The 21,916-nt window shown below is 63.7% G+C and carries 20 protein-coding genes, 1 tRNA gene and 1 pseudogene; 7 read left to right on the forward strand and 15 right to left on the reverse strand.

Annotation, left to right across the window (positions count from 1 at the left end; genetic code table 11):
- Positions 1–8: 8 nt before the first annotated feature.
- The 5 genes from AT302_RS01775 to AT302_RS28345 all read left to right on the forward strand — a co-directional run bounded on the left by AT302_RS01775 (position 9) and on the right by AT302_RS28345 (position 4,224).
- Positions 9–2,105 (forward strand): ATP-dependent helicase, encoded by a 2,097-nt coding sequence (locus tag AT302_RS01775; protein WP_058376940.1) that lies wholly within the window; start codon positions 9–11, stop codon positions 2,103–2,105.
- Positions 2,092–2,568: a GNAT family N-acetyltransferase gene (locus tag AT302_RS01780; RefSeq protein WP_058376941.1), complete on the forward strand. Its 477-nt coding sequence runs from the start codon at positions 2,092–2,094 to the stop codon at positions 2,566–2,568. The genes AT302_RS01775 and AT302_RS01780 overlap by 14 nt, the downstream gene beginning before the upstream one ends.
- Before the next feature lie 156 nt (positions 2,569–2,724).
- Entirely contained in the window at positions 2,725–3,516 is a 792-nt protein-coding gene (locus AT302_RS01785; RefSeq protein WP_058376942.1) for a bestrophin-like domain, read from the forward strand.
- Positions 3,517–3,548: 32 nt separating this feature from the next.
- Complete coding sequence (locus AT302_RS01790) at positions 3,549–3,827, forward strand: DUF1653 domain-containing protein (protein ID WP_058376943.1); 279 nt, start codon at positions 3,549–3,551, stop codon at positions 3,825–3,827.
- A 226-nt stretch (positions 3,828–4,053) separates the two neighbouring features.
- Positions 4,054–4,224: a DUF6726 family protein gene (locus tag AT302_RS28345; protein WP_322788735.1), complete on the forward strand. Its 171-nt coding sequence runs from the start codon at positions 4,054–4,056 to the stop codon at positions 4,222–4,224.
- 289 nt (positions 4,225–4,513) lie between these two features.
- Here the strand turns inward: AT302_RS28345 and AT302_RS01800 are convergent, their stop codons facing one another.
- The 8 genes from AT302_RS01800 to AT302_RS01835 form a co-directional block, all read right to left on the reverse strand.
- Positions 4,514–5,686 (reverse strand): alpha/beta fold hydrolase, encoded by a 1,173-nt coding sequence (locus AT302_RS01800; protein ID WP_058376945.1) that lies wholly within the window; start codon positions 5,684–5,686, stop codon positions 4,514–4,516.
- Positions 5,687–5,741: 55 nt separating this feature from the next.
- A complete protein-coding gene (locus AT302_RS01805; RefSeq protein ID WP_058376946.1) occupies positions 5,742–7,142 on the reverse strand; it encodes an HdeD family acid-resistance protein in 1,401 nt (466 codons plus the stop codon).
- Between the two features lie 243 nt (positions 7,143–7,385).
- A complete protein-coding gene (gene argG, locus AT302_RS01810) occupies positions 7,386–8,720 on the reverse strand; it encodes an argininosuccinate synthase (RefSeq protein WP_058376947.1) in 1,335 nt (444 codons plus the stop codon).
- A 102-nt stretch (positions 8,721–8,822) separates the two neighbouring features.
- Positions 8,823–9,719, reverse strand: a complete 897-nt coding sequence (locus AT302_RS01815) for a LysR family transcriptional regulator (protein ID WP_058376948.1) — start codon at positions 9,717–9,719, stop codon at positions 8,823–8,825.
- Between the two features lie 121 nt (positions 9,720–9,840).
- Positions 9,841–10,689, reverse strand: coding sequence for a DMT family transporter (locus AT302_RS01820; protein ID WP_058376949.1), 849 nt, complete (start codon positions 10,687–10,689; stop codon positions 9,841–9,843).
- Between the two features lie 191 nt (positions 10,690–10,880).
- On the reverse strand, positions 10,881–11,063 hold the full coding sequence (locus AT302_RS01825; protein WP_058376950.1) for a hypothetical protein: 183 nt from the start codon (positions 11,061–11,063) through the stop codon (positions 10,881–10,883).
- 104 nt (positions 11,064–11,167) lie between these two features.
- Complete coding sequence (locus tag AT302_RS01830) at positions 11,168–12,124, reverse strand: pyridoxamine 5'-phosphate oxidase family protein (RefSeq protein ID WP_058380030.1); 957 nt, start codon at positions 12,122–12,124, stop codon at positions 11,168–11,170.
- A gap of 78 nt (positions 12,125–12,202) precedes the next feature.
- The gene (locus tag AT302_RS01835) at positions 12,203–12,886 is read right to left on the reverse strand and encodes a glutathione S-transferase family protein (protein WP_058376951.1); all 684 of its coding nucleotides are present in this window, start codon (positions 12,884–12,886) and stop codon (positions 12,203–12,205) included.
- A 167-nt stretch (positions 12,887–13,053) separates the two neighbouring features.
- On the opposite strand from AT302_RS01835, the gene AT302_RS01840 reads away from it, so the two are divergent.
- Positions 13,054–13,974 carry a LysR family transcriptional regulator gene (locus AT302_RS01840; protein ID WP_058376952.1) on the forward strand — a complete coding sequence of 307 codons (921 nt, stop codon included), beginning with the start codon at positions 13,054–13,056 and terminating at the stop codon, positions 13,972–13,974.
- A gap of 237 nt (positions 13,975–14,211) precedes the next feature.
- Here the strand turns inward: AT302_RS01840 and AT302_RS01845 are convergent, their stop codons facing one another.
- The 6 genes and pseudogenes from AT302_RS01845 to AT302_RS01870 all read right to left on the reverse strand — a co-directional run bounded on the left by AT302_RS01845 (position 14,212) and on the right by AT302_RS01870 (position 19,306).
- Complete coding sequence (locus AT302_RS01845; RefSeq protein ID WP_058376953.1) at positions 14,212–14,502, reverse strand: PXPV repeat protein; 291 nt, start codon at positions 14,500–14,502, stop codon at positions 14,212–14,214.
- A 337-nt stretch (positions 14,503–14,839) separates the two neighbouring features.
- Positions 14,840–14,916: transfer RNA gene (locus AT302_RS01850), tRNA-Val, on the reverse strand.
- A 136-nt stretch (positions 14,917–15,052) separates the two neighbouring features.
- Positions 15,053–15,817 (reverse strand): annotated as a pseudogene (locus AT302_RS01855) (NYN domain-containing protein); the annotation flags it as partial.
- A gap of 33 nt (positions 15,818–15,850) precedes the next feature.
- A complete protein-coding gene (locus AT302_RS01860) occupies positions 15,851–17,254 on the reverse strand; it encodes an MFS transporter (RefSeq protein ID WP_058376955.1) in 1,404 nt (467 codons plus the stop codon).
- Positions 17,255–17,350: 96 nt separating this feature from the next.
- Positions 17,351–17,536: a hypothetical protein gene (locus AT302_RS01865; protein ID WP_058376956.1), complete on the reverse strand. Its 186-nt coding sequence runs from the start codon at positions 17,534–17,536 to the stop codon at positions 17,351–17,353.
- Positions 17,537–17,602: 66 nt separating this feature from the next.
- Positions 17,603–19,306, reverse strand: a complete 1,704-nt coding sequence (locus AT302_RS01870) for an FAD-dependent monooxygenase (protein WP_058376957.1) — start codon at positions 19,304–19,306, stop codon at positions 17,603–17,605.
- Between the two features lie 195 nt (positions 19,307–19,501).
- On the opposite strand from AT302_RS01870, the gene AT302_RS01875 reads away from it, so the two are divergent.
- Positions 19,502–19,957, forward strand: coding sequence for a MarR family winged helix-turn-helix transcriptional regulator (locus AT302_RS01875; RefSeq protein WP_058376958.1), 456 nt, complete (start codon positions 19,502–19,504; stop codon positions 19,955–19,957).
- 184 nt (positions 19,958–20,141) lie between these two features.
- On the opposite strand, the gene AT302_RS01880 is transcribed toward AT302_RS01875, so the two are convergent.
- Complete coding sequence (locus tag AT302_RS01880) at positions 20,142–21,851, reverse strand: acid phosphatase (RefSeq protein ID WP_058376959.1); 1,710 nt, start codon at positions 21,849–21,851, stop codon at positions 20,142–20,144.
- Between the last annotated feature and the right edge of the window lie 65 nt (positions 21,852–21,916).

A 21,916-nucleotide genomic window follows, 5' to 3' on the forward strand; every position in this document is an offset into this window, starting at 1 on the left:
TGTCTTGCATGTCAGATAAGTCGATTTCAGCGCCGATTCCAACCGCCCGCGACCCGTGGGCCGAACTCAACGACCGCCAGCGCGAAGCCGTCGACTACGGCGTGGGCGACGACGGCGCGCCCGGCGGGCCGTTGCTGGTCATCGCAGGCGCCGGCTCGGGCAAGACCAGCACGCTTGCGCATCGCGTGGCCAACCTGATCGCGCGGGGCGCCGACCCCAATCGCCTCCTGTTGCTGACGTTCTCCCGGCGCGCTGCCGGGGAGATGGAGCGCCGCGCCGGCGCCGTGCTGCAAAAGGTGCTCGGGCTGGCGTCATCGCAACCGCCATCGCTGCCGTGGGCGGGCACGTTCCACGCCGTCGGCGCACGGTTGTTGCGCGACTTCGCAACGCGCATCGGGCTTTCGGAAGCCTTCACCATTCACGACCGCAGCGACGCGGAGGACCTGCTCGGCCTGTCGCGGCACGAACTGGGCTTCTCGGCCACGCAGTCCCGCTTTCCGCTGAAAGGCACCTGCCTGTCGATTTACTCGCGAGCCGTGAATAGTCAGGCGCCGCTCGCTGAGGTGCTGGCGAAACACTTCCCGTGGTGCGCGCAGTGGGAAGCGCAATTGAAGACGTTGTTCGGCGCTTACGTCGATGCCAAGCAGTCGCAGCACGTGCTCGACTACGACGACCTGCTGCTGTACTGGGCCGAGATGATGACCGCCCCCGAACTGGCGCGCGAGCTTGGGGCGCGCTTCGATCATGTGCTGGTCGACGAGTATCAGGACACTAACCGGCTTCAGGCGCAGATTCTGCTCGCGATAAAGCCGGACGGACGCGGTCTTACGGTTGTCGGTGACGATGCCCAATCGATCTATGCGTTTCGTGCCGCCACCATTCGCAACATCCTCGACTTCCCGGGCCAGTTTGTCGAGCCGGCGCATGTGATCACGCTAGAGCGCAACTACCGTTCGACACAGCCCATTCTCGATGCATCGAATGCGGTGATCGCCGAATCGACTGAGCGTTACGCCAAAGCGCTCTGGACGGATCGTCAGTCGACGCAGTTGCCGCAGTTGGTCAACGTCAGCGATGAGTCCGGTCAGGCGCGTTGGGTCGCCGATCAGGTGCTCGAACAACGCGAGACCGGCACGAAGTTGAAACAGCAGGCTGTGCTTTTTCGCACGGGCAGTCACAGTGCCGCGCTCGAACTCGAACTCACGCGGCGCAACATTCCGTTCGTGAAGTTCGGTGGCTTGAAGTTTCTAGAAGCGGCGCACGTCAAGGACATGCTCTCGATTTTGCGTTGGGCGCATAACCCGGCGAGCCGTCTGTCGGGCTTTCGTGTGGCGCAGCTCATTCCCGGCATCGGGCCCGTGAGTGCCACGCGCCTGCTCGATGCGATGGCGCAGTCCGCGACGCCCGCGCAGGTGCTTGCCGATTTCAAACCGCCGTCGGCCGCTGCGCATGATTGGCGCGGGTTTGTGGAAGTGTTCAGAACGCTCAATGACACGCGCCTTGCGTGGCCCGCCGATGTCGATCTTGCGTTGCGCTGGTACGCACCGCTGCTCACCCAGCGCTTCGACGATGCAGCCGTGCGTCAGGCCGATCTCGAACAGCTCGCACGCATTGCCGGGACCTACGGCTCGCGCGAACAGTTTTTGACCGAACTGACGCTCGATCCGCCCGATGCGACGAGTGCGCAATCTGGCCCGCCACTGCTCGATGAGGACTATCTGATTCTCTCGACGATTCACAGCGCGAAGGGGCAGGAGTGGAACTCGGTCTACGTGCTTAACGTGGTCGATGGTTGTATCCCGTCCGACATGAGTACTGGCGACGACGAGGACATCGAGGAAGAACGCCGTTTGCTGTATGTGGCCATGACGCGCGCGAAGACGTCGCTGCAACTCGTTGTGCCGCAGCGCTTCTACGTGCACCAGCAAACCGGTCTGGGCGACCGTCACGTGTACGGCACGCGCAGCCGCTTCGTGTCGGACAAGATGCTGCCGCTGTTCGAAATGCTGCCCAAACCGCGCGAAGGTGAGGGGCCCGCCGGTCCGGTGGGGGATGTGACGGTGCATATCGACGTAGCACGGAGGCTTCGCAATGCCTGGTCCTGAAGTGACGCTGCGTACTGCGAGTGCGGCGGATATCGACGCGGTGACAGCGCTGCTGATGCAAACCTATCTCACCACGTGGGCGCCGGAACTGCGCCCGGAGGCCGCTGCGGCGCACGCATCGGGTGAACGCACTCGCGCTTATGTCGAGACGCATTGGCCGGAATTCACGGTCGCTACCGTTGATGGGGCGGTGGCTGGGATGGTGCACGTGGTGGGCGATTTCATCGACGCCCTGCACGTCTCGCCAGCGCGGCAGCGATTGGGTGTCGGGGCAACGCTGCTCGCCCACGCCGAAGCGCAGATGCGTGCAAGCGCTCAGACACTGGCGCGGCTGGAAACCGATACGTTCAACACGCAGAGCCGCGCGTTTTACGGCAAGCACGGTTATGCCGAGGTCGCGACGTATCCCGACGAGGAATGGGATAGCGGTTTCACCACGGTGCTGCTGACGAAAGCGCTCTGAGCGCTGCCACCTTCTTTTTCCTTTCCGCCGACATGCGCGGAAATTTTCGCAAGGTTGCCGTCCTTCGCGCATCAGGTATAGTCGCCGCATCGGCGGCGGGTACCCTGATGCGGGATACCTGTTCGCCCCAATAACGTCGCCAGGGGAGAGGAACGGATGCAATGGTTGGTTGACCAAATGACGCTGATGCCGACGGGCTTGCTGCTCGTGTCGTTGGCGATCGTGACAGCCCTCACGGCAGTGGCCGTGGCTTGGCTGGCGCGCGTCTGGTTGTTCGACCGATTGGCAGACCCCTCCGAAGTGCGTGGCACCGTGGCCGACGTGGTGCACGGCAGCCTGCTCGCCTTCATCGTCTTCGTGTTGGCTCATGTGCTCACCGACGTGCGCGCCAATCTCGGCCATGCCGACGATCAGGCACTGCACGAAGCGTCGGTGGTGCGGCGTCTGGACCGCGAATTGAAGGCCGTTGGAGACACCGATGCGCAAGCCGCACGGGTGTTGCTGCGCACCTATGTGACGTCCGCCGTCAATGACGAGTGGAAGACGCTGAGTACCGCCGACCCGGATCTCTCGCCACGCACGGAAGACGCGTTGAGCGCGTTCGTCGGCGCGACGCGCCGGGTGCTGAAGGAGCATGACGAGAGCGCCAGCTCGATCCGCATTTTGCTCGACCGCCTGGAAGAAGCGCGGCAGGGCCGCTTCGAGAACGCCACAAAGACCGTGCCCTCTGTGTTCTGGTGGGTGATTACGTTGTTTCTGGTCGCGGCCATGGCGATGAACGGCCGATATCCGGGATCGTGGAAGAGCAATTTCATCATTGCGCTGCACATGGGCGCGATCGGGATGGTGGTCGCACTGATCATCAATCTGGACGAGCCGTTTCGGGGGGTGTCCGGGATCTCGCCGGCACCGCTGGCGAAATCGGTCGGTATCGTTATTCCCAAGTGATAGCCGTTTGTAGTTTGCAGGAGTTGAACACGATGTTTCCCAATTCACCGGCACCTTCCGCCGAATCCACGCCCGAGATCGAGGCATTCCGCCCGGGCGTCTACCGCCACTACAAAGGCAACTACTATCTCGCGCTCGGTATTGCCCGCGCCGACGAGACCGATGAGCCGGTGGTGGTCTACACCCGCCTTTATCCGCGCGAAGGCCTGCCGATGAGCACTCGTTTGTTGCGCATCTGGAACGAGCCGGTGACCATGGATGACGCTCCGGTGGCACGCTTCACGTATGTCGGACACACGTCGCCCGAGTAACCGGCGATTCTCACGCTCTCTACGCTTCTCCGCGCTATCCGGCCCCCCAAGCCTTCTTTCTGGATGCTTCACGCCCATGAATACCGTAGCTTCGACGTACCGCTCGCCGGCCCAATCGGGTCAGTCGGTGGCTAATCCTCCGCGCAATTCGCTGAATTCGCCCCTGCCGTCCGTAGATCCGTCATCGGAAGACGCGCGCGCGAAGTCGACGCCCGCACCGCGCAATCTGCGGCGCTGGTGGGCGCTGTTTGCCGTGCTGCCGTTCGTAACATCGGTGGCGGGATGCGGGCTCGTGGCCGCCCCGTGCCGTGTGGCCTCGGCGGGCCTGAAGATCGTGCCGGGGGTCGGGGGTGTGCTGGCGGCGCCGACTGATGCGTGTGCCGCAGTCATCGACTAAGGGCGCCGTCCGGTAACTGGACGGTTGAGGCCAGATACTTGCGCGTTTTCGGGCGCAGAAAAAAAGAAAGCCCGCGAGAGGCGGGCTTAATCCATATCAGGAGGAGACATGGAGGAGACGAGTTCAGTATAGGACAACGTGTTGCGACGCACCATATGTAGTTTTGCGTAAGTGTCCGCATGTTGCGTCCGTGCAACGAGAAATAATTTCAAACAAATCAAAGGCTTATGTCTCTTGTTGCTAACTCGCCTTGCTCCTGTCTTTCCGGAATTCCGAATCGCCCCTCTATTTATTGTGCGCGTGCACGCTTCTCAGGGGCCATCTGCTTGAGGATGAACGGCACCGAGTCTCTGAGCGACGGATTGACCGCCGCGTCGTGATCGAGCCCTTCGTAGACACGCACCACGGTGGTCGTCCCAGCCGCTGCGACGTCGCGCGCGAAAGCCTGCTGCATCATGACCGGCACGTCGATATCGTCCGAACCCATGCCAATGAACACCGGATGCTTGATGCGCAGCGTCGGGTAACGCAATGAGGGCGTCTGGTTGTGCATGAGCTTCTGAATCGCCGGTTGCATGCTGTTGCCCCCGTTTAACCCGGCGGCCGTAGAGCGGTCGGTCAATTCACCGATGCACAGCGAGCGCGCCATATCCAGCACCGGTAGCGCTTGCGGCGAGAAGTAGCGCGAGGCTTGGAGCGACGGGTCTCGATCGGCCGCCGAGAGGAAGATGTACATCGCGTAGGGAATCTTCGGGTCAGGCGCGCCGGGGTCAGGCTGTCCGGCGAAGATGGCGGCCGCCGAGGTCTGCGCGTTGAAGTAAGGCGTGCCGGTCAGCACCGTTGCGATCACTTTCACGTCGGGCGCATACAGCGGCTGATACCCGGCAGCGGCGAACGCGGCATGAGCGCCTTGCGACTGGCCGACGATGACCACCCGGTTCTGCAACGGGAACACGCTTCGCGCGGCCAGCAGGCTATCGAGCACGCTGTACGCTTCGGCGCGCGCGTTCAGATAGTGATGTAGTCCCTGCGAGCCGAGACCGGCGTAATCGGGCGCCACCACCGCAAAGCCGAGCGACAGCCACGTGCCGAGATACTGGGTGTCGCGCTGCGTGCGCACGTTGAGCGACGGCGCACAGGGGCTCGCCACGCCGACCGTGCCGTGCGCCCAGAGGACGACGGGCCAGCCACCAGCAGGCGTCGGACCCTTCGGCAGAAACACGGCGCCGGTGTCCTCGCGGGCTTCGATGCCGCCGACCCCGTCGATGGAGCTATAGCGAATGCGGAACTGTTCCCCTGCTTCGGGCAGGCCGTGGTCGGCTTCCAGAGGTAGCCGCTCGACGATTGCGCCGTGCGGGATGACGGCAGGGGCGGCCTCGGGCGTGACCGCGTGTGCGGCACGTCCGATGACCAGGCTGGCGAACAAGGCGGCGCTCGCGTAACGCCACAGGCGGTTGAACATGTTGAGCTGTCCTCGTGAGTTGACTGCTGCGAATGGCAACCCTCGCGCGGCGACGTCAGCCGTGCGAGGCCTGATTGCTCTGGGTTTCCGCTGCGGCCTGCTCGGCGGCTTCACGCCATGCGCGACGCGACCGGCGCATGCGGCGTAAGGCGAGCGACGACATCGTGATCCAGCCGAATGGACGCGGGTCGACCAGCATGCTCACCGCACGCGCGTAATCGAGCACGAGACCCGGCGTCCATGCCATCGTCTTGGCTCGCTTGCGCAATTGTGCCGCGACCCACAATTCGGGCGTGAGCCACAGACGAACGAACGTCCACCAGCCCGCATCGTCGCCGTTGGTCAGGCGTCCGACGCGTCCTTCGATGGCGGCTTCGAGGGCCTTTGCTACGCTGCTCGAACAGTTGCGGTGGGTGAGGTTGTACGTGGGGTTCTGCCGGTACGTCTCCCAGAAGGCGCTCAACTGCTGGGGGCTGTAGTTCCGGATACGCACCTTGACTGTCGACGCACACCACGCTTTCGACTCGGTCACGTAGTCGGGCTGGAACACACCGGGTACGTCGTTCTCGCGGGTCGCACGCAGCAGCTGGCCGAATTGATCCGGCGAGCGGTCGATCTCCTGCGCCGGATACAGACTCAGATACACGCCTTCGTGGCTTTCGAGCGCAGCGTGGCCGGTCGAAATCACGCCGTTCTTATCGACAGCGGCGATATAGCGATCGATCAGCGGTTGTCGGCGCGCAGGGGCCTTCGATGAACCGGAAGGCGTCCAGACGTGCACCGTCAGCGCGGGCTCGCCTTCGGAGGGCGGGCCTTCCCAACGCGGTGCGCGCGGACGGTCACGCCACAACTTGCGCTTGTCTTCGGGGCTGCCGAGAATCTGCTCGACGCGGAAGCTGCTGCGCATGCGGCGTGCGCGCATGGCCAGCACCAGCACGTTCCAGCCGGTGAACACGAGACCCAAGCCGATGGCATACGGCAGCGTGCCCTTGTAGTGCGTGGGGTACGGCTGATAGAAGAACACCGCGACGGCAATTTCGAAAATGCCGCCGGCCATCGCCCATGCCCAGCGCGGGTAACGAACGACGTAGGCGGCAACGCACTGGAGCAGTCCGTCCGCGAGGAACAGCGTGCCGAACAGCATCGACAGCCAGAAGTTGCCGTGCTGCTGATGGAAGAAGAGCACCAGCAGCGCCGTGAGCGTAAAGGTACCGCCCTTCAGGCTGCGCACGATGCGCTGTCCGCCGACGCCGATCCCGACAATGGCCAGCGTCGCCAGCCCTTCGGCAAGCAACAGCCACGCAAACACGTTGATCGGGAAATGCACCACGCCGTCGAGCGCATCGACGATGAGTGCGAGCCCGAAGGCAAAGAACAGCGCGCCAATCCAGATCAGCGCACGGGCTCGCCGGCGCAAATAATCGACGCCGAGCAACAACAGGATCAGACGTACCAACGCAGGGTCTCCATCGCATGCGTCGCAACGCCGTCAGTACCGGGCGTCACGGGCATCCCGTTCACGGGGGATGTGGGAAAAAGCTTGTTATGTGGTGCTATGTTAGCGCGTGTACCGTGACAGGCCAAAAACAAAGGCGGCGCGCTCCGTGAGGAACGCGCCGCCTTTGTTGCGGCAAGACAGCGCCGGCACCCTGAGCGCCCCTTACAACATGGAGGGGGCAGGGCTGCCGGACGGCCCGTCTTAGTCCTTTTTGCCTTCGAGTTGCGGCAGGGCGTCTTCGCTCGTCGAGGTGAGCAGACCGGCCTTGGCGTACGTCATCAGCTTCTCGCGCGTGTCGACGATGTCGAGCGTGCGCATCGTCAACTGGCCGATACGGTCGAGCGGCGTGAAGCTCGATTCGCCCTTTTCCATCGTCAGGCGCTCGGGCTTGTACGTCAGGTTCGACGACACGGTGTTGAGCAGCGAGTAATCGTTGCCGCGACGCAGCTCGATGGTCACTTCGCCGGTCACGGCGCGCGCCACCCAGCGTTGTGCCGATTCGCGCAGCATGATGGCTTGCGGGTCGAACCAACGGCCCTGGTACAGCAGGCGGCCCAGACGGCGGCCGTTTTCGCGGTACTGCTCGATGGTGTCTTCGTTGTGGATGCCGGTCACCAGACGCTCGTAAGCGATGAACAGCAGCGCGAGGCCCGGGGCTTCGTAGATGCCACGGCTCTTCGCTTCGATGATGCGGTTCTCGATCTGATCGCTCATGCCCAGACCGTGACGGCCGCCGATGCGGTTGGCTTCTTCGAACAGTTCGACGGCGTTGGCAAACGTCTTGCCGTTCAGGGCCACCGGCTGGCCTTCTTCGAAGCGAACGGTGACTTCTTCTGCCTTGATCGCGCAGTCATCGCGCCAGAACGGCACGCCCATGATCGGCTGCACGATCTTGATGCCCGAATTCAGGTGCTCCAGATCCTTGGCTTCGTGGGTGGCGCCGAGCATGTTCGAGTCGGTCGAATACGCCTTCTCGACAGACATCTTGTAGTCGAAGCCGTTGGCGATCAGGAACTCCGACATTTCCTTGCGGCCGCCGAGTTCGTCGATGAACTGCTGGTCGAGCCACGGCTTGTAGATTTGCAGGCCCGGGTTGGTCAAGAGACCGTAGCGATAGAAGCGCTCGATGTCATTGCCCTTGAACGTGCTGCCATCACCCCAGATATTGACGCCATCTTCCTTCATGGCGGCCACGAGCATCGTGCCCGTGACGGCGCGGCCGATCGGCGTGGTGTTGAAGTACGTCACGCCGGCCGTCGAGATATGGAACGCGCCCGATTGCAGGGCAGCGATACCTTCCGACACGAGTTGGGCACGGCAGTCGACCAGACGGGCCTGTTCGGCACCGTAGGCCATCGCGCGGCGCGGGATTTCGTCGTAATCGGGTTCGTCCGGCTGACCGAGATTGGCCGTGTAAGCGTAGGGAATCGCGCCTTTCTTGCGCATCCAAAGCAGCGCTGCGCTGGTGTCGAGACCGCCCGAGAAGGCGATGCCGACCGATTGTCCCGTGGGAATGTGTTGCAGAATCGTGGTCATCGGCGTGGAAAAGCTGGGTTTTTAACCTGTCAAGTATCCCTGTCAGGGCTATGGATGGTCAAGTCTGATGGCCGATTCCCATACTTCGAGACGCGCTTCGCGTTACCACTGCACCCCCGCCACGCTGCATGCCGAGGCCAAAAACTCGGAAAACGCGCGAATCACGAGCGATGCCTGACGATGCTGCGGGTAGACGACGTGAATGGCGGTCGGGGGCGGGGCGAAGTCATCGAGCACGGTGACCAGACGCCCGCCCATCAAGGCCGGCGCGACGATGAACACCGGCAGCCACGTCAGCCCGAGGTCCGCCACGGCGGCATCGCGTGCCAATTCGCCGTTGTTGACCCGCAGACGGCCTGACACGGAAATCTCCACCGGACTCCCGTCGCGCGCATAGGTCCAGCTCACGCGCTGGCTATGGCCGTAGGGCAGCAGGGCATGCTCGCGCAAGTCTTCGGGGGTGAGCGGCGTGCCGTGGGCGGCCAGATATCGGGGGCTGGCGCACGTCACCATGCGCATGGGGGCCACTGCGCGCGCAATCAGCGACGAATCGGCCAGCGCGCCGATGCGCACCGCCACGTCGTAGCCTTCGCCGATGATGTCGACGGTGCGGTCGTTCAACTCCAGCTCGATGGTGACGTCGGGGTAGGTCGCCAGAAACGACGGGATGACCGAGCCGAGAAACATCGTGCCGAACGACATCGGCGCAGAGACGCGCAAATTGCCGCGCGGGCGCTCGCCCTGACTGCTCACGGCAAGATTGGCGGCTTCCACATCGTCGAGAATTCGCCGCGCCCGTGCGTAATAGATCTGGCCGAGGTCGGTCACGGCCAGCCGCCGCGTCGTGCGCAGCAGCAACCGGACGCCGAGGCTCTGTTCCAGTGCCGAGATGCGCCGGCTCACAAACTGCTTTGACAGTCCGAGTCTGGCTGCCGCCCCGGTAAAGCTCATCGCTTCCACTGCGCTCACGAAGATGCGCATGTCGTCGAGCAGATCCATCCGTCAAATTCCAGTCTTAGGAAGGGTTAGGTGACAACGCGCAGCGAAGCTGAGTCATTGTCACCTCAGAGCCGACAATCTTAACCGAGTCGTATGGCCTGTCCCGAGGCGTTTTGGCGTCTTACCGCAGCGCCAGTCGCAGCCCGAGCAGAATCGCCGCCGTGCCGCCGACGGCGAGCAGGGTTGGTTGATGCCCGAAGATGCCCCAGTCGAGCAGCGCGGTAACCACGGGGACGAGATAGAACAGGCTGGTCACGGTGACGAGGTTGCCGGCCGCGATCATCCGGTAGAGCAACAACGTCGCGCCAACCGAGATCACCACACCCATATAGAGCAGCGGCAACCAGAAACCGGTCGAGTTATCGAAGTGCCACGGCTGTGTCGGCGCGACCAGCACGGCGAGTGCCAACCCGACGGCGTACTGAAGGGGCAGCACGTCGAGCGGCGTCTGCCGGGAGCCTTTTTGCGCAATCGTGCCGAGCGTCATGCAGGCGAGTGCGGTGAGCGCCCATATCGACCCCGCCGCCGACAGCCGCGCCGACATCAGACTCTGCGCCACGACGAGTGCCAGACCGCCTAGCGCTAGCGCCAGACCCACGAGGCGTTGGGCGCTGTGCGATCGTTCCAGCGCCACGAGCGTGAGGATCGGCTGCACACCGAGCACCGTGGCGAGCGCGCCGGGTGTGATGCCGTGCGCGAGGGCCAGCAGATACGCCGCCTGATAGCCGCCGATAAGCAGCACCCCGGTACCTGCAACACGCCAGCGCGTGCCGCGTGCTGGCCACCACTGACGCCGTGTGATCGCGAGCAACGTGAGCGCTGCCAGCGCCACACCGAGACGTATCACCAGAAACGCGAATGCCGACGCGTGCGTCAGCCCCCATTTAGCGGCGAGTGCGCCGCCGCTCCACAACAGGACGAACAACATCGTTGTGCCATGCCGGCGCAACCAGAGACCATCGACTTGCATTGTGCTTTCCCCTACGCAGGTAGTTCGGCCTGTGGCGTATTGCCATGACATGCGTGCCGAGGCGAACGTTGAAGTGCGCACGAGGCAACGCTGTCGTCATGGCGAGACGACCCAACAGGTGGAACAGAATTCGGAATCGAATCAGGACGTAGCGCTGCGGATGTCAAACATCCGAACGACGTCCGGTGGCGTCAGACCACGGTGACGTCGGTCACCACGGCCACGACACTGGCGACAGCCGCGACGACGGTGTCGGGCGGTGCCACGCCGGCAGGCGGGGGAGGGGCGACTGCTGCAAAGCGTCCTCGCAGGCGCGAGCCGGCACCGCGCAACGGCGGTGAGACGGCAAGGCGGATGGACGCGTGACCAGTCATGGAGAAAATAAGGTGATGAAAAATTGGCCCGTCACTCGACGGGCGTGCACACACTTTACACGGCACGTTCGCTGGCGGCAAGTCGGTCGGCGTGCGGCCGACACTCACGCCACTTGCCAGTCGCCCGTGCGTTCAACACTCGGCGAGGTCTCGCCATCGCGCCATGCTACGGGCAACGCGCCGCGCACGCGACGCACCTCCCGCACGTGAACTCGCACCAGTCGCAAAGCACCGGCAAAGCCGCTCTGTGTTTCGTCATGCCAAAGAATTTCGGCATCGCCCGCGACGTGCAGAAAATCACCCGTGGCGAAGTCGACGAAGAGCAACCCGACGCGCGGGTTCACAAGCAGATTGCCCAGTGTGTTGAAAAACGCGTTGCCGCGAAAATCGGGCCACGTCAGCGTGTGCGCATCGTCGACGCGCACGAACCCGGGCTTGCCGCCGCGATGCGACACGTCGGCGCCGGCGCTGCGCGAGGTCGCGCTTTCGCCCGCGTAGTACGACGCGACGAAGAAGGTTTCCGCGCTGGCGATTTGCCACTGCGCGTCGTCGTCGAGCGCAGTCTGTGGCGTCTCGGCTTCGGGCGGCGCAACATGCGCATCCGGCGTGATCTCGCGCTTGCGGATGTACTGCGGGCAGTTGCCGAAGCTCTGTGCCACACGCACGGCAAAACCCCGCGCATCACTTTCTACGACCGGCCCATTGATGCGATTGCGACGCCGTGTCGACGGCTCGAGTCCGAGCACCCCCACGGGGGCGCCGGGCGTCATCGTGCCGTAGAGCGGATCGGTCGGTGGCGGCAGCGTATCCACGCGCAGCACGGTCGGGTCCGGTGAGTGGACGAAACCCGGTGTACCGCTGAGCAACGTGGCCCACGGCTGCGCAGCATGATCCAATCCACCGATCACCAAAAACGGCAACTGCGGAAAGAACTGGCGATGCTGCTCGGGCATCGCCGTACGGATCACTTTGGGACCGATTTCCGCCATCGCCTCACGCGAGCCAGCGAGTGTTTGCACGACCGCTTCGCCCGCATGGAACGGTGAGTCGGGGCTCAGCATCGGCAGTGGCGCGGGTAGCAGATTTTCCCAGTCAACGGGGGCATGGCGGACGTCGTTCATGATCGCCTCACATTTGTTTTACGCGGCCGCGTTCAGACCGCACGGCAGCGATGCCATCGGCACGAACCCCGGCAATGCGGCGACGCGCTCAAGCCATGCCCGTACCGCCGGATAGGGCGCAAGCGTCACATTCCCTTCCGGTGCGTGCGCGAGATACGCGTAGCAGGCCAGATCGGCAATCGTGGGCGTGGTGCTGGCGAGGAATGCGCTCGCCCCCGGTGCCGTCAGATGCGCTTCCATACGCGTGAGCAGCTGATTGGCGCGCTGGATCATGTCCACGGTGTCACCGGGGCGCTTGAACGCCACCACAATTCGTGCCGCAGCCGCACCGAAGGCCAGATCGCCGGCGGCAATCGACAGCCAGCGCTGCACGTTGGCGGCCGCCGCCGGGTCGCGCGGCAACCATGTACCGGCCGGGTCATAACGCGACGCGAGATACACCAGAATGGCGTTCGAATCGCTGAGAATCACGCCGTCGTCGTCAATCGCCGGCACTTGGCCGAACGGATTGATGGCGAGAAACGGCGGCTGCAAATGTTCTTTGCCCGGGAGATCCACATCGACCACCTCAAACGGCAGGTTCAGCAGGTGCAGCATCAGCTCGACGCGATGACAGTGCCCCGAGAGGGCGAAGCGATACAGCCGGATCGGGCGGTTGGGCGTTGGGCGGGAAGCGGGCGATGAAGCGGCTGATGCAGTCATGAGAAAGCTCCGGTGAAGTTGCGGGTTCGGTGAGCGCTGGCGCCGCGCTTTTGTGACCGGCGCGCCATTCGCGCATTCGACATCTGCATTGTTATTCGTATTGAATTCTGGATAAATGGCGAAGAACTGATTTGACTGCTCCGATAAGTGGAGTAATGTGACTTCCCATGGATAAACTTCGTGCCATGCAGACCTTCGTCGCCATCGTGGATCAGGGCAGCCTGAGCGCGGCGGCGCGCGCGCTCGATTCCTCATTACCGGCGGTGGTGCGCACGCTGGCGGCGCTCGAAACGTCGCTCGACGTGCGATTGCTCAACCGCACCACACGCCGTCAGGCGCTGACCGAAGAAGGCCACGCCTATCTGGACACTTGTCGTCGAATCCTGAGCGAGTTGCACGAGGCCGAGGCGCGTCTGGCCGAGCGTCACGAAGCGCCGACCGGCACGCTCGTGGTCACCGCGCCGGTGCTCTTCGGACAGTTGCATGTCGCGCCCGCCTTGCATCGCTTCCTGCGGGCGTATCCCGCCATCAAATGCCGGTTGTTGCTCAACGACCGCGTGGTGAATTTGTGGGAAGAGGGAATCGACGTGGGCATCCGTATCTCACCGCTCGATGACTCCACACTGATCGCACAAAACATCGGTGCCATCCGGCGTGTGGTGGTCGCCAGCCCGGCGTGTCTGGCTGAGCAGGGGGAGGTCACGCATCCGCGCGACCTGATCGGCAAGAACTGTATTCGTGCCTACGGTGTCGGTTACGCGCAGTGGCGATTCTGGGAAAAAGGAGAGAAGGGAGAGAAGGGCGAAAGTGGCCGCGAGTTTGCGGTGCCGGTCGACGGCAATCTGGAGGTCAACCACGGACTGGCCGCGATCGAGGCGTGCATCGGCGGACTCGGCTACGGCAGCTTCTTGTCCTATCAGGTCGTCGGGCCACTGGCCGATGGCCGCCTGAAGCGCGTACTCACGGACTACGAAGGGCCAGCACGTCCGGTCAGCATCGTCTATCCGCATGCACGGTTGCTGCCCTCGCGCACGCGTGCATTCGTCGAATGGATGAAGAAGGAATTGCGCGACGTGCCGATGGTGTGAGGTCGTCGCGAAGCCGGACAGCGAAACGATATTCGGACGGCAGACAAAAGAAGGCGGAAAGCGACAGAGCCGCTTTCCGCTAAAAAGCCCGCCGACGCCAACCGGCGGGCCGCTTCGTTCATGTCGCGCGAATCGTGTGAATCGTACGATTCGATCGCGGTATCAGATGCTTGGGCGTCATGCGTTAGATGCTTGTCGCGCCAATTGAGTCGGAGGTGCTAATCGCGAACGGCGCGATCAGTCACGGCGCCAGCCGCGATGCCAGCCGCGGTCATGACGATCGTCCCAGCGGCGTTCGCGCCAGTCGTCCCAGCGATCACGGCCGTAGTAGACAACCGGGCGCGGTTCGATATACACAGGGCGCGGCTGCACGTACACCGGCTGTGGTGCCACGTAGACCGGCTGCGGCGCCGCATAAACCGGTGCCGGCACGCCGAGATAGACGCCGACGTCCACGTGAGCCGATGCGGCACCTGATGCGGCAGCGGCGGCAACGCCAAGGGCAGCGATGATGAGAAAGCGTTTCATGATGTCCTCCAGTGGCGCCCGCGAATCGGTGACGGTGTGTCGTTGCGAGATGAGGCGAGCGCTTGCGGTGAGTCGGATCGATTCGCACGTGGCGCTGTGCTGCCTGTCGTCGAATCGTTGAGGCAAGTGTAGCGAGCACACGGCGTGGCAGGTGCAACGAGTCTGTCGGGGATGTGTCGTTTTGTAACGCGAGTGGACGCGCTCTTCCCTTGTCACGTCACGCGCAGAGGACAGCGAAGCGGTGGGACATCGGGGACGGCGACAAAGTGAAAAGGCACAGCGGAAAAAACAAAAGGCGTCACGCGAAAAACGCGGGACGCCTTGTGCTTTTGTTCGTTGGTAGGCTCGATTGGACTCGAACCAACGACCCCCACCATGTCAAGGTGGTGCTCTAACCAGCTGAGCTACGAGCCTAGAAAGACCGCGAGTATAGGGTCAATTTCTGAAGGTGGCAAGTCTTTGGCGAAAATTTCTGAAAAATATTTGCGACGCGCTGTCGTATCGATCACGCCTCGCCGCGCTTTGCCGTGCCACGGCGCGGCTTGATTGGCTTGAGCCGCACCCAGATGCCTTGTTTGCCGCCGGTGCCTGCGCGTTGCTCCACATCGAACAGGCCGATGGTCGAGACGAGATCGCTGAGCTTGCCGAACCCGTAGTTGCGCGAATCGAAGTCCGGTGCCTGCTTGGCGACATGGCTGCCGATGGAGCCCAAGCTGGCCCAGCCGTCCTCATCCGAGACGTCCGTTACGGCGTTGCGCAGCAGTCGCACGAGGCGCGCATCGCGCTTGAGTTCGGCGGCGCTGCGACGCTTATTACGCCGCGCGGGCGCTTCTTCGTCGTCATCGTCGCGCTCGTGATCTTGCCGCAGCAGTTCGGTGTAGATGAACTTGTCGCAAGCGGTGACGAACGGCTGCGGTGTCTTGCGCTCGCCAAAGCCGTACACGATCAGCCCTTGTTCGCGAATGCGCGAGGCCAGCCGTGTGAAGTCGCTGTCGCTCGATACGAGACAAAAACCGTCGAAGCGCCCGGTGTAGAGCAAGTCCATCGCGTCGATGATCATCGCGCTGTCGGTCGCGTTCTTGCCGACCGTGTAGCGAAACTGCTGGATCGGCTGAATCGAATATTCGAGCAGGCACTTCTTCCAGCCGTCGAGATTCGGTTTGGTCCAGTCGCCGTAGATGCGTTTCACACTCGCCACGCCGTACTTGGCCACTTCAGTGAGCAGACCTTCGACGATGGCGGGCGCGGCGTTATCGGCGTCGATGAGAACGACGAGGGTCGATCCTTGAACGGCCACTGCGGAAGTCGGTGACATGAATGGGTTCCCTGTGGGCGAAGAGGTAACGCATTATGGCGCGGATTGCCGCCGGGGCTGTCCCAGCGGCGCAAACCACAACACGGCAATCCCTACTAGCAGGCTCGCGGCGGCAAATAGCAGCCCCGACGTGAACGAGTGCGTCCAGTCCTTGAGCACGCCCACAACGATCGGGCTCAGTGCCGATCCAAGATTGCCCACGGCGTTGATGACGGCGAGCCCGAGCGCGCGCGTTTGCGGCGTGAGGCTGCGATCAGGCACCGTCCAGAAGATCGCCATCGCGGTGTATGCCCCGGTCGATGCCATGGCAACCCCGGCGAGACGCATCGACGCCTCAGGGGCGAAACACGTGACGACCCAGCCCGCCGCCGAGAAGAGCATGGGCAGCACGAGATGCCAGCGGCGCTCTTGCAGGCGATCGGAGCGGCGTCCCCACCAGATCATGCCGGCGATGGTGCAAAGCGAGGGAATGGCGGCGAGCAGGCCGATGGTGACATTGCTGCTCGTGGTGCCGAAGCTCTTCACGATCTGCGGAATCCACAGCGATGCGAGCGAGAGCGTGTTCACCAGACAGAAGTAACCGAGTGCAAACTTCGCCACCGTAGGCGTCAGGATGGCGCGCCAGACACTGCCCGTCTGTGTCGCGGCGCGACGATTGCCAGCCTGCTGTGCGACGGCAATCGCCGCTTCACGGTCGCGCGCAATCATGCCGTCGAGCGTGCGCTTTTCGGCGGTGGAAAGCCAACGCGCGTCCGCCGGTTTGTCATCGAGGTACCACCACGTGGCGAAGCCCAGCAACACCGTCGGCAACCCTTCGAGCACGAAGAGCCATTGCCAGCCGGCGAGGCCTGCCACACCGTCGAGCCGCAAGAGATAGCCGGACGCCGCGGCACCGATTGCCGAGGTGACCGGCATCGCGATCATGAACCACGCGTTTGCGCGTGCCCGTGCCGCCGAGGGAAACCAGTCGCCCATGTACAGCAGCATGCCCGGCAGAAAGCCCGCTTCGGTAATGCCGACGATGGCGCGAATCAGGTAGAGGCTGGTGGCATCGTGCGCGAACATCGTGGCACTTGAGGCGAGTCCCCACGCGATCAGGATGGCACCGATCCAGCGCCGTGCGCCGAACTTCACGAGCATCAGGTTGCTTGGCACACCGCACAGCACATAGGTGAGATAGAAGACCGTCGACGCCATGCCGAACATGGTGCTCGTGAGCCCGAGGTCCTGACTCATCGTGAGCGCGGCAAAGCCGACGTTGATGCGATCGAGAAACGAAAACAGGAACAGCACGAACAGGAAGCCGAGCAGGCGTCGCGAGACTTTGCGCACGACGGCTTGCTCCATGGCGGCGCTGGGTGCGTCGGCGTGCGATGCAGAGGGTACAGGTGTAGCAATGCCGCCAGCGAGGCTGGCGGCAGGGGTCGTGCGGCTCATGATAAGTGTCTTCTCCAACGCGCCCCGCCTTGACTTGTCGTGTGGCGGTGTAAGGAAAGCGGGCCTGCCGTCGAGGGCAGGCGCCGAAAGAATCGATCAGGTGCGTGCGGCTTCGCCGATGAGTTCGATCACGCGCTGTGGGTCGCCGACGTCGTTGGCCAGCAGCAAGGCGAGTTTGGCGAGCAGCAGTTCGCGCCGGTCTTCGGGGGCGGCATCGATGGCCAGTGCGAGAGTGTCGTAAATCTCCTCAAGCCCGGCGATGGTGGTGGGTTGTGCGGTCATGACAGGGGCTTCCCCAAAATTACGTAGTGAGTGAAATGCAGCAACGCGTGCTGCACGCCACTCGGTTCAGACGCAAGCCGTCGCGTGCGCGAGCGCATCGGCAAGACGCGTGGTGTCGAGTGTCTGCCAGCGTGCGCAGATGTGGTGATCGGGACGCACGAGATAGGCCGTGCCGTGCTCGGCACCGTACCTTTCGAACGCATGGCCGGCCGGATCGGGCAACGTGATATCTGCACCGGCCACCGAAGTTTGCTTGTCGGCGAACGCGATCACCGTCACCGGCACACCGCGTTCGCGCCACGTCGCGACGGTTTCGCGCAAGTCGGGGTCGAGCGGCGCGTCGCCGAAGGTCACGAGATGGAAGGCGGCGCCGAGACGATCGTAGAGATAGTCGTTCGCGCTGAGCTTCACGTTCGGTGCGGGCGCACCGACGCTCGGACCGGCGCTCATGCAAGCGTTGTCATCGCTTGGACTGTTCAACGGCGAGTCGCGATAGTCGTGCGCACGCGACGTGCGCCAGTGGAACAGCGGCCGCACGAATGCATGGTCAAGCGACAGGTCGAGAACGGCATCGCGCAGCAGGCGGAAACCATGCGATGGCGGCGTCATGAAACGCGTGCTCTTCCCTGCTTCGGCGATGATCTCGCGCGCGGCGCCCACGCGGTCGTGCGTGTACGACGCGAGCAATGCCGACGGCGCGACGCCTTTGGCCACCGCAGCCAGTTTCCATGCCAGATCGATGGCGTCCTGAAAGCCGGTGTTCGCGCCACGCACACCGAAGATCGGCAGCAGGTGAGCGGCATCGCCCGCGAAGAGAATGCGTCCGTGCACGTAGTCGGGCAGCGTAAGTGCGCGTGCGGAATACACCGAGCACCAGTCGAGTTCCCACGGCTTGCCGCCCAGCCCCATCATGTCGAGCTGCGCGTTGATGCGCTCGCGGATCGTCTCCGGTTGCAGCGCGTGTTCCGAGGTTTCCGATGCGGGCAACTGATAGTCCACCCGCCAGATGCCGTCGGGCTCGCGATGCATCAGCACCGTGTTGCCCGGGTTCCAGTCCGGCGCGAAATAGGCGAGGCGCTCGGTCGGCAGATCGAGATCGATGCGGATGTCCGCGATCACGAAACGCCCTTCGTAGCTCGCTCCCTCGAAGCGCAGACCCAGAGCGGTGCGCACCGTCGAGCGCGCGCCATCCGCTGCCACGAGCCACTGCGCGTGTTGCGTGTATTCACCGTCGGGCGTGTCGATTTGCAGCGTGACGTGGCCGCTTTCCTGCGCGCCCTGCTCGTCCTGTGTTACGCCGACAAGCTTGTTCCCCCAACGAATCTCGACGAGCGGCTCGCGCTCGATAGCCTCCACCAGATAGCTCTCGAGCACGTTCTGTTGCAAGTTGATGAGCGGGGCGAATCGATCGTCCTCGCTGACGGGCGATTCCATGCGGAACACGCGCTGGCCGCGATAGAACGAATTGCCACTCGTCCACGGCAGGCCCTTGGCGACCACGGCATCGGCGACACCGACGGCTTGCAGAATTTCCTGCGAGCGGCGCGTAAAGACGATCGCACGGCTGCCTTCGGAGACTTGTTGCTCGGCTTGCAGCACCACGCAGCGCACGCCGTGACGCGCGAGCGCCAGCGCCGTGACCATGCCGATCGGGCCGCCGCCGACGATGGCAACAGGCACTTCGGGCGGCTCACCCCGCGGGAAAAAGTGAGGATGGACGCGGTACGCGTGATAAAGCGACGCGCGCGGGGAAGTCTCTGGTCGATGCATGATGCGACACCCGAAAAACGGCTCGGCGCGCTCGCCATTGTCCGTCTCGTGTCAGCGCAGAGGCGGCCGGCGCAAGCGCGCAGGAAAGGCCAATCTGGCCTTTGCGTATTTAGTTGCTAACGCAACCATTCTAGTGTGCTAAGGTTGCGCCCGCAACCAAATATCGTCTCATTTCGACTAGGGGAAAACACTGAAATGCGGCCTGTTCACAAGACCCTCGATCAGTTCCTGACGTACAAGATGCACCGCTTGATGAAGCAGCACGACAAGCGCATTGCGCAGTCGTACGCGGATGCGGCGCAACTGAGTCTGGCCGAGTCGCGCGTGTTGGCGGCGGTAGGTTCGGCGGGCGCGCTATCGAACTCGGAGCTGGCGCGGCGTGCGAATCTGGACAAGAGTCAGGCGAGCCGCGGTGCCGATGGGCTGGTGTCGCGCGGGCTGGTCAGGCGCGCGCCGGATGAATCCGATGGCCGGGCGGTGAAGGTCACGCTGACGCCGGAAGGTGAGGCGGTGTGGCGCGTGGTGATCGGTGCGGCGCGCGAGCACTACGAACACTTGTTCGAAGCGCTCACCGACGAGGAGATGCGCGTGTACGAGCGATTGCTCGACAAGTTGCTGTTGCGTTCCGACGAACTGGACGGAACCGACTGACGCTGCGGTGCCGATGGGCGCAGATGCGTGGCGTTTCGCCGAGTCCGGCTGAGCGCTATTCCGCACCATTGAGATGACAAAAGAAGAGGGGCACCCACGCGAGTCGGTGCCCCTCTTTTATTGCTACTGCGTCCGGCGGTTCAGCAACGCGGCTGACGTTGACAGCGCCGTCGCTTCACAGGCATTACGCGAACGAGAGTGTCTTCGTCAGATCGCCCGGCGGCATGGCGCCACGTGCTGCGAAGGCGGCATTGCGATACGCGATGCCTTCGAGCGTGGGCAGGTCATACAGACGCGTGATGAAGCGCAGCACCGAGGTGGTGTCGTAGAACGTGTGATCGACGTTGCCGCGCTTGGCGAACGGCGACACGACGAGTGCCGGAATGCGCGAGCCCGGGCCCCAGCGGTCGCCCTTGGGCGGGGCGACGTGATCCCACCAGCCGCCGTTTTCGTCGTACGTGATCACGACCATCATGTTCTGCCACTGCGGCGACTTCATCAGGTGGGCGAGGATGTTCGCCACGTGCTGGTCGCCCGATTCCACGTCCGAATAACCGGCGTGCTGGTTCAGGTTGCCTTGCGGCTTATAGAACGTCACGGCGGGCAGCTTGCCCGCGATGGCGTCGGCAATGAACTTGTTCGAGATCGGGCCATCGCCGAGGCCGCCGTCGCGCAAGTGTTCGTCACGCGCGGCAGTGCCGGGTGCGAACTGGGCGAAGTAGTTGAACGGCTGGTGGTGGTACTGGAAGTTCGGCGTATCCGGGCCGCCCTTGTGATCGAGCGCGGCTTGCCATGCGCCCGCATACCAGGCCCACGAGACGCCCTTCGACGAGAGCAGGTCGCCGATGGTGGCGAAGTTTTGCGGCGGCAGCGTGCTCGGGTTCGACGGATCGGCGAGGTGTTTGTCGCCACTGGCCGACGGCTTCACCGGCGACGGCTGATACGGCGGCATCATCGTGTTCACGGCGAAGTTGTCGGGCGTGATGGCACCGTCGCGCACGAACTTCGGCTTGCCGTCGGCAGCGGAAGCCGGCGACTCTGCATGTACGGCCAGACGCACGCCTTGCGGGCCGTCGGCGAGTACGGCGATCTTGTCCTTGGCCGGGCTTTGTGCGGCGTTCGGGTACACCGGCGGGCGGCCGGTGATCAGGAACTGGTGATTCAGGAACGAACCGCCGAAGGCCGCCATGAAGAAGTTGTCGCACATCGTGTACTGCTGCGCGATCTTGTACATGTTGAGCGTCTTGGCGGTCTCGCCGTAGTAGCCCATGACGAGGCCACCGGAGTCGGCCCAGGCGGCGAACTGATTGTTCGTGCCGTCGGCGATCTGCATCTGGTTCTGCCAGAACACGTGCCAGAGGTCGCGCGTGATGACCGATTCCGGCAACAGCTTGCCTTCGGCGTCCTTGAGCATGAACGGGGCGTTCGGCTGGCGCGGGATGTCTTTTTCGGTGATGTGGTACTTCTTGCCGCCGATGGTCTGGGCCTTGGGCACAAGGCCATCGAAGAACGGCGGGAGCAGCGACATCGGCGTCTTGCCGTCGCGATCGATCTGCGTGTAGGCGGAGGCGGGTACCTTCGCGAGCGGCTTCTCGACGCCGGGGAAGTCGGCGAACAGGTTGTTGAAGCTGCGGTTCTCGAGGTAGATCACGACCACAGTCTTGATGCTGGCCTTGAGTTGGGCATCGAACGTGCCGCCGGGCGCGACGACGGTCGGGGCACCGGCACCGCCTTCTGCGGCGCAGCCCGTGAGGGCGGTGGTGGCGCCTGCGGCACCGGCGGCGCCGATGGCGGCCAGGCCTTGCAGAATGCGGCGACGCGACGGGTCAGACGGATTGTCGTCCTGGCTGTCGAGGGCGGGGTCGTGCGGCTGGGGCGTGGCGTCGTGCGTCATGATGTCCTTGTGTGACGTGTCGGGCTTGGGTGCGCGCGTTGGCGCCCGCAGACGGTCGGCAAGGG

The sequence above is a fragment of the Pandoraea norimbergensis genome (assembly GCF_001465545.3).
GTDB lineage: Bacteria > Pseudomonadota > Gammaproteobacteria > Burkholderiales > Burkholderiaceae > Pandoraea > Pandoraea norimbergensis.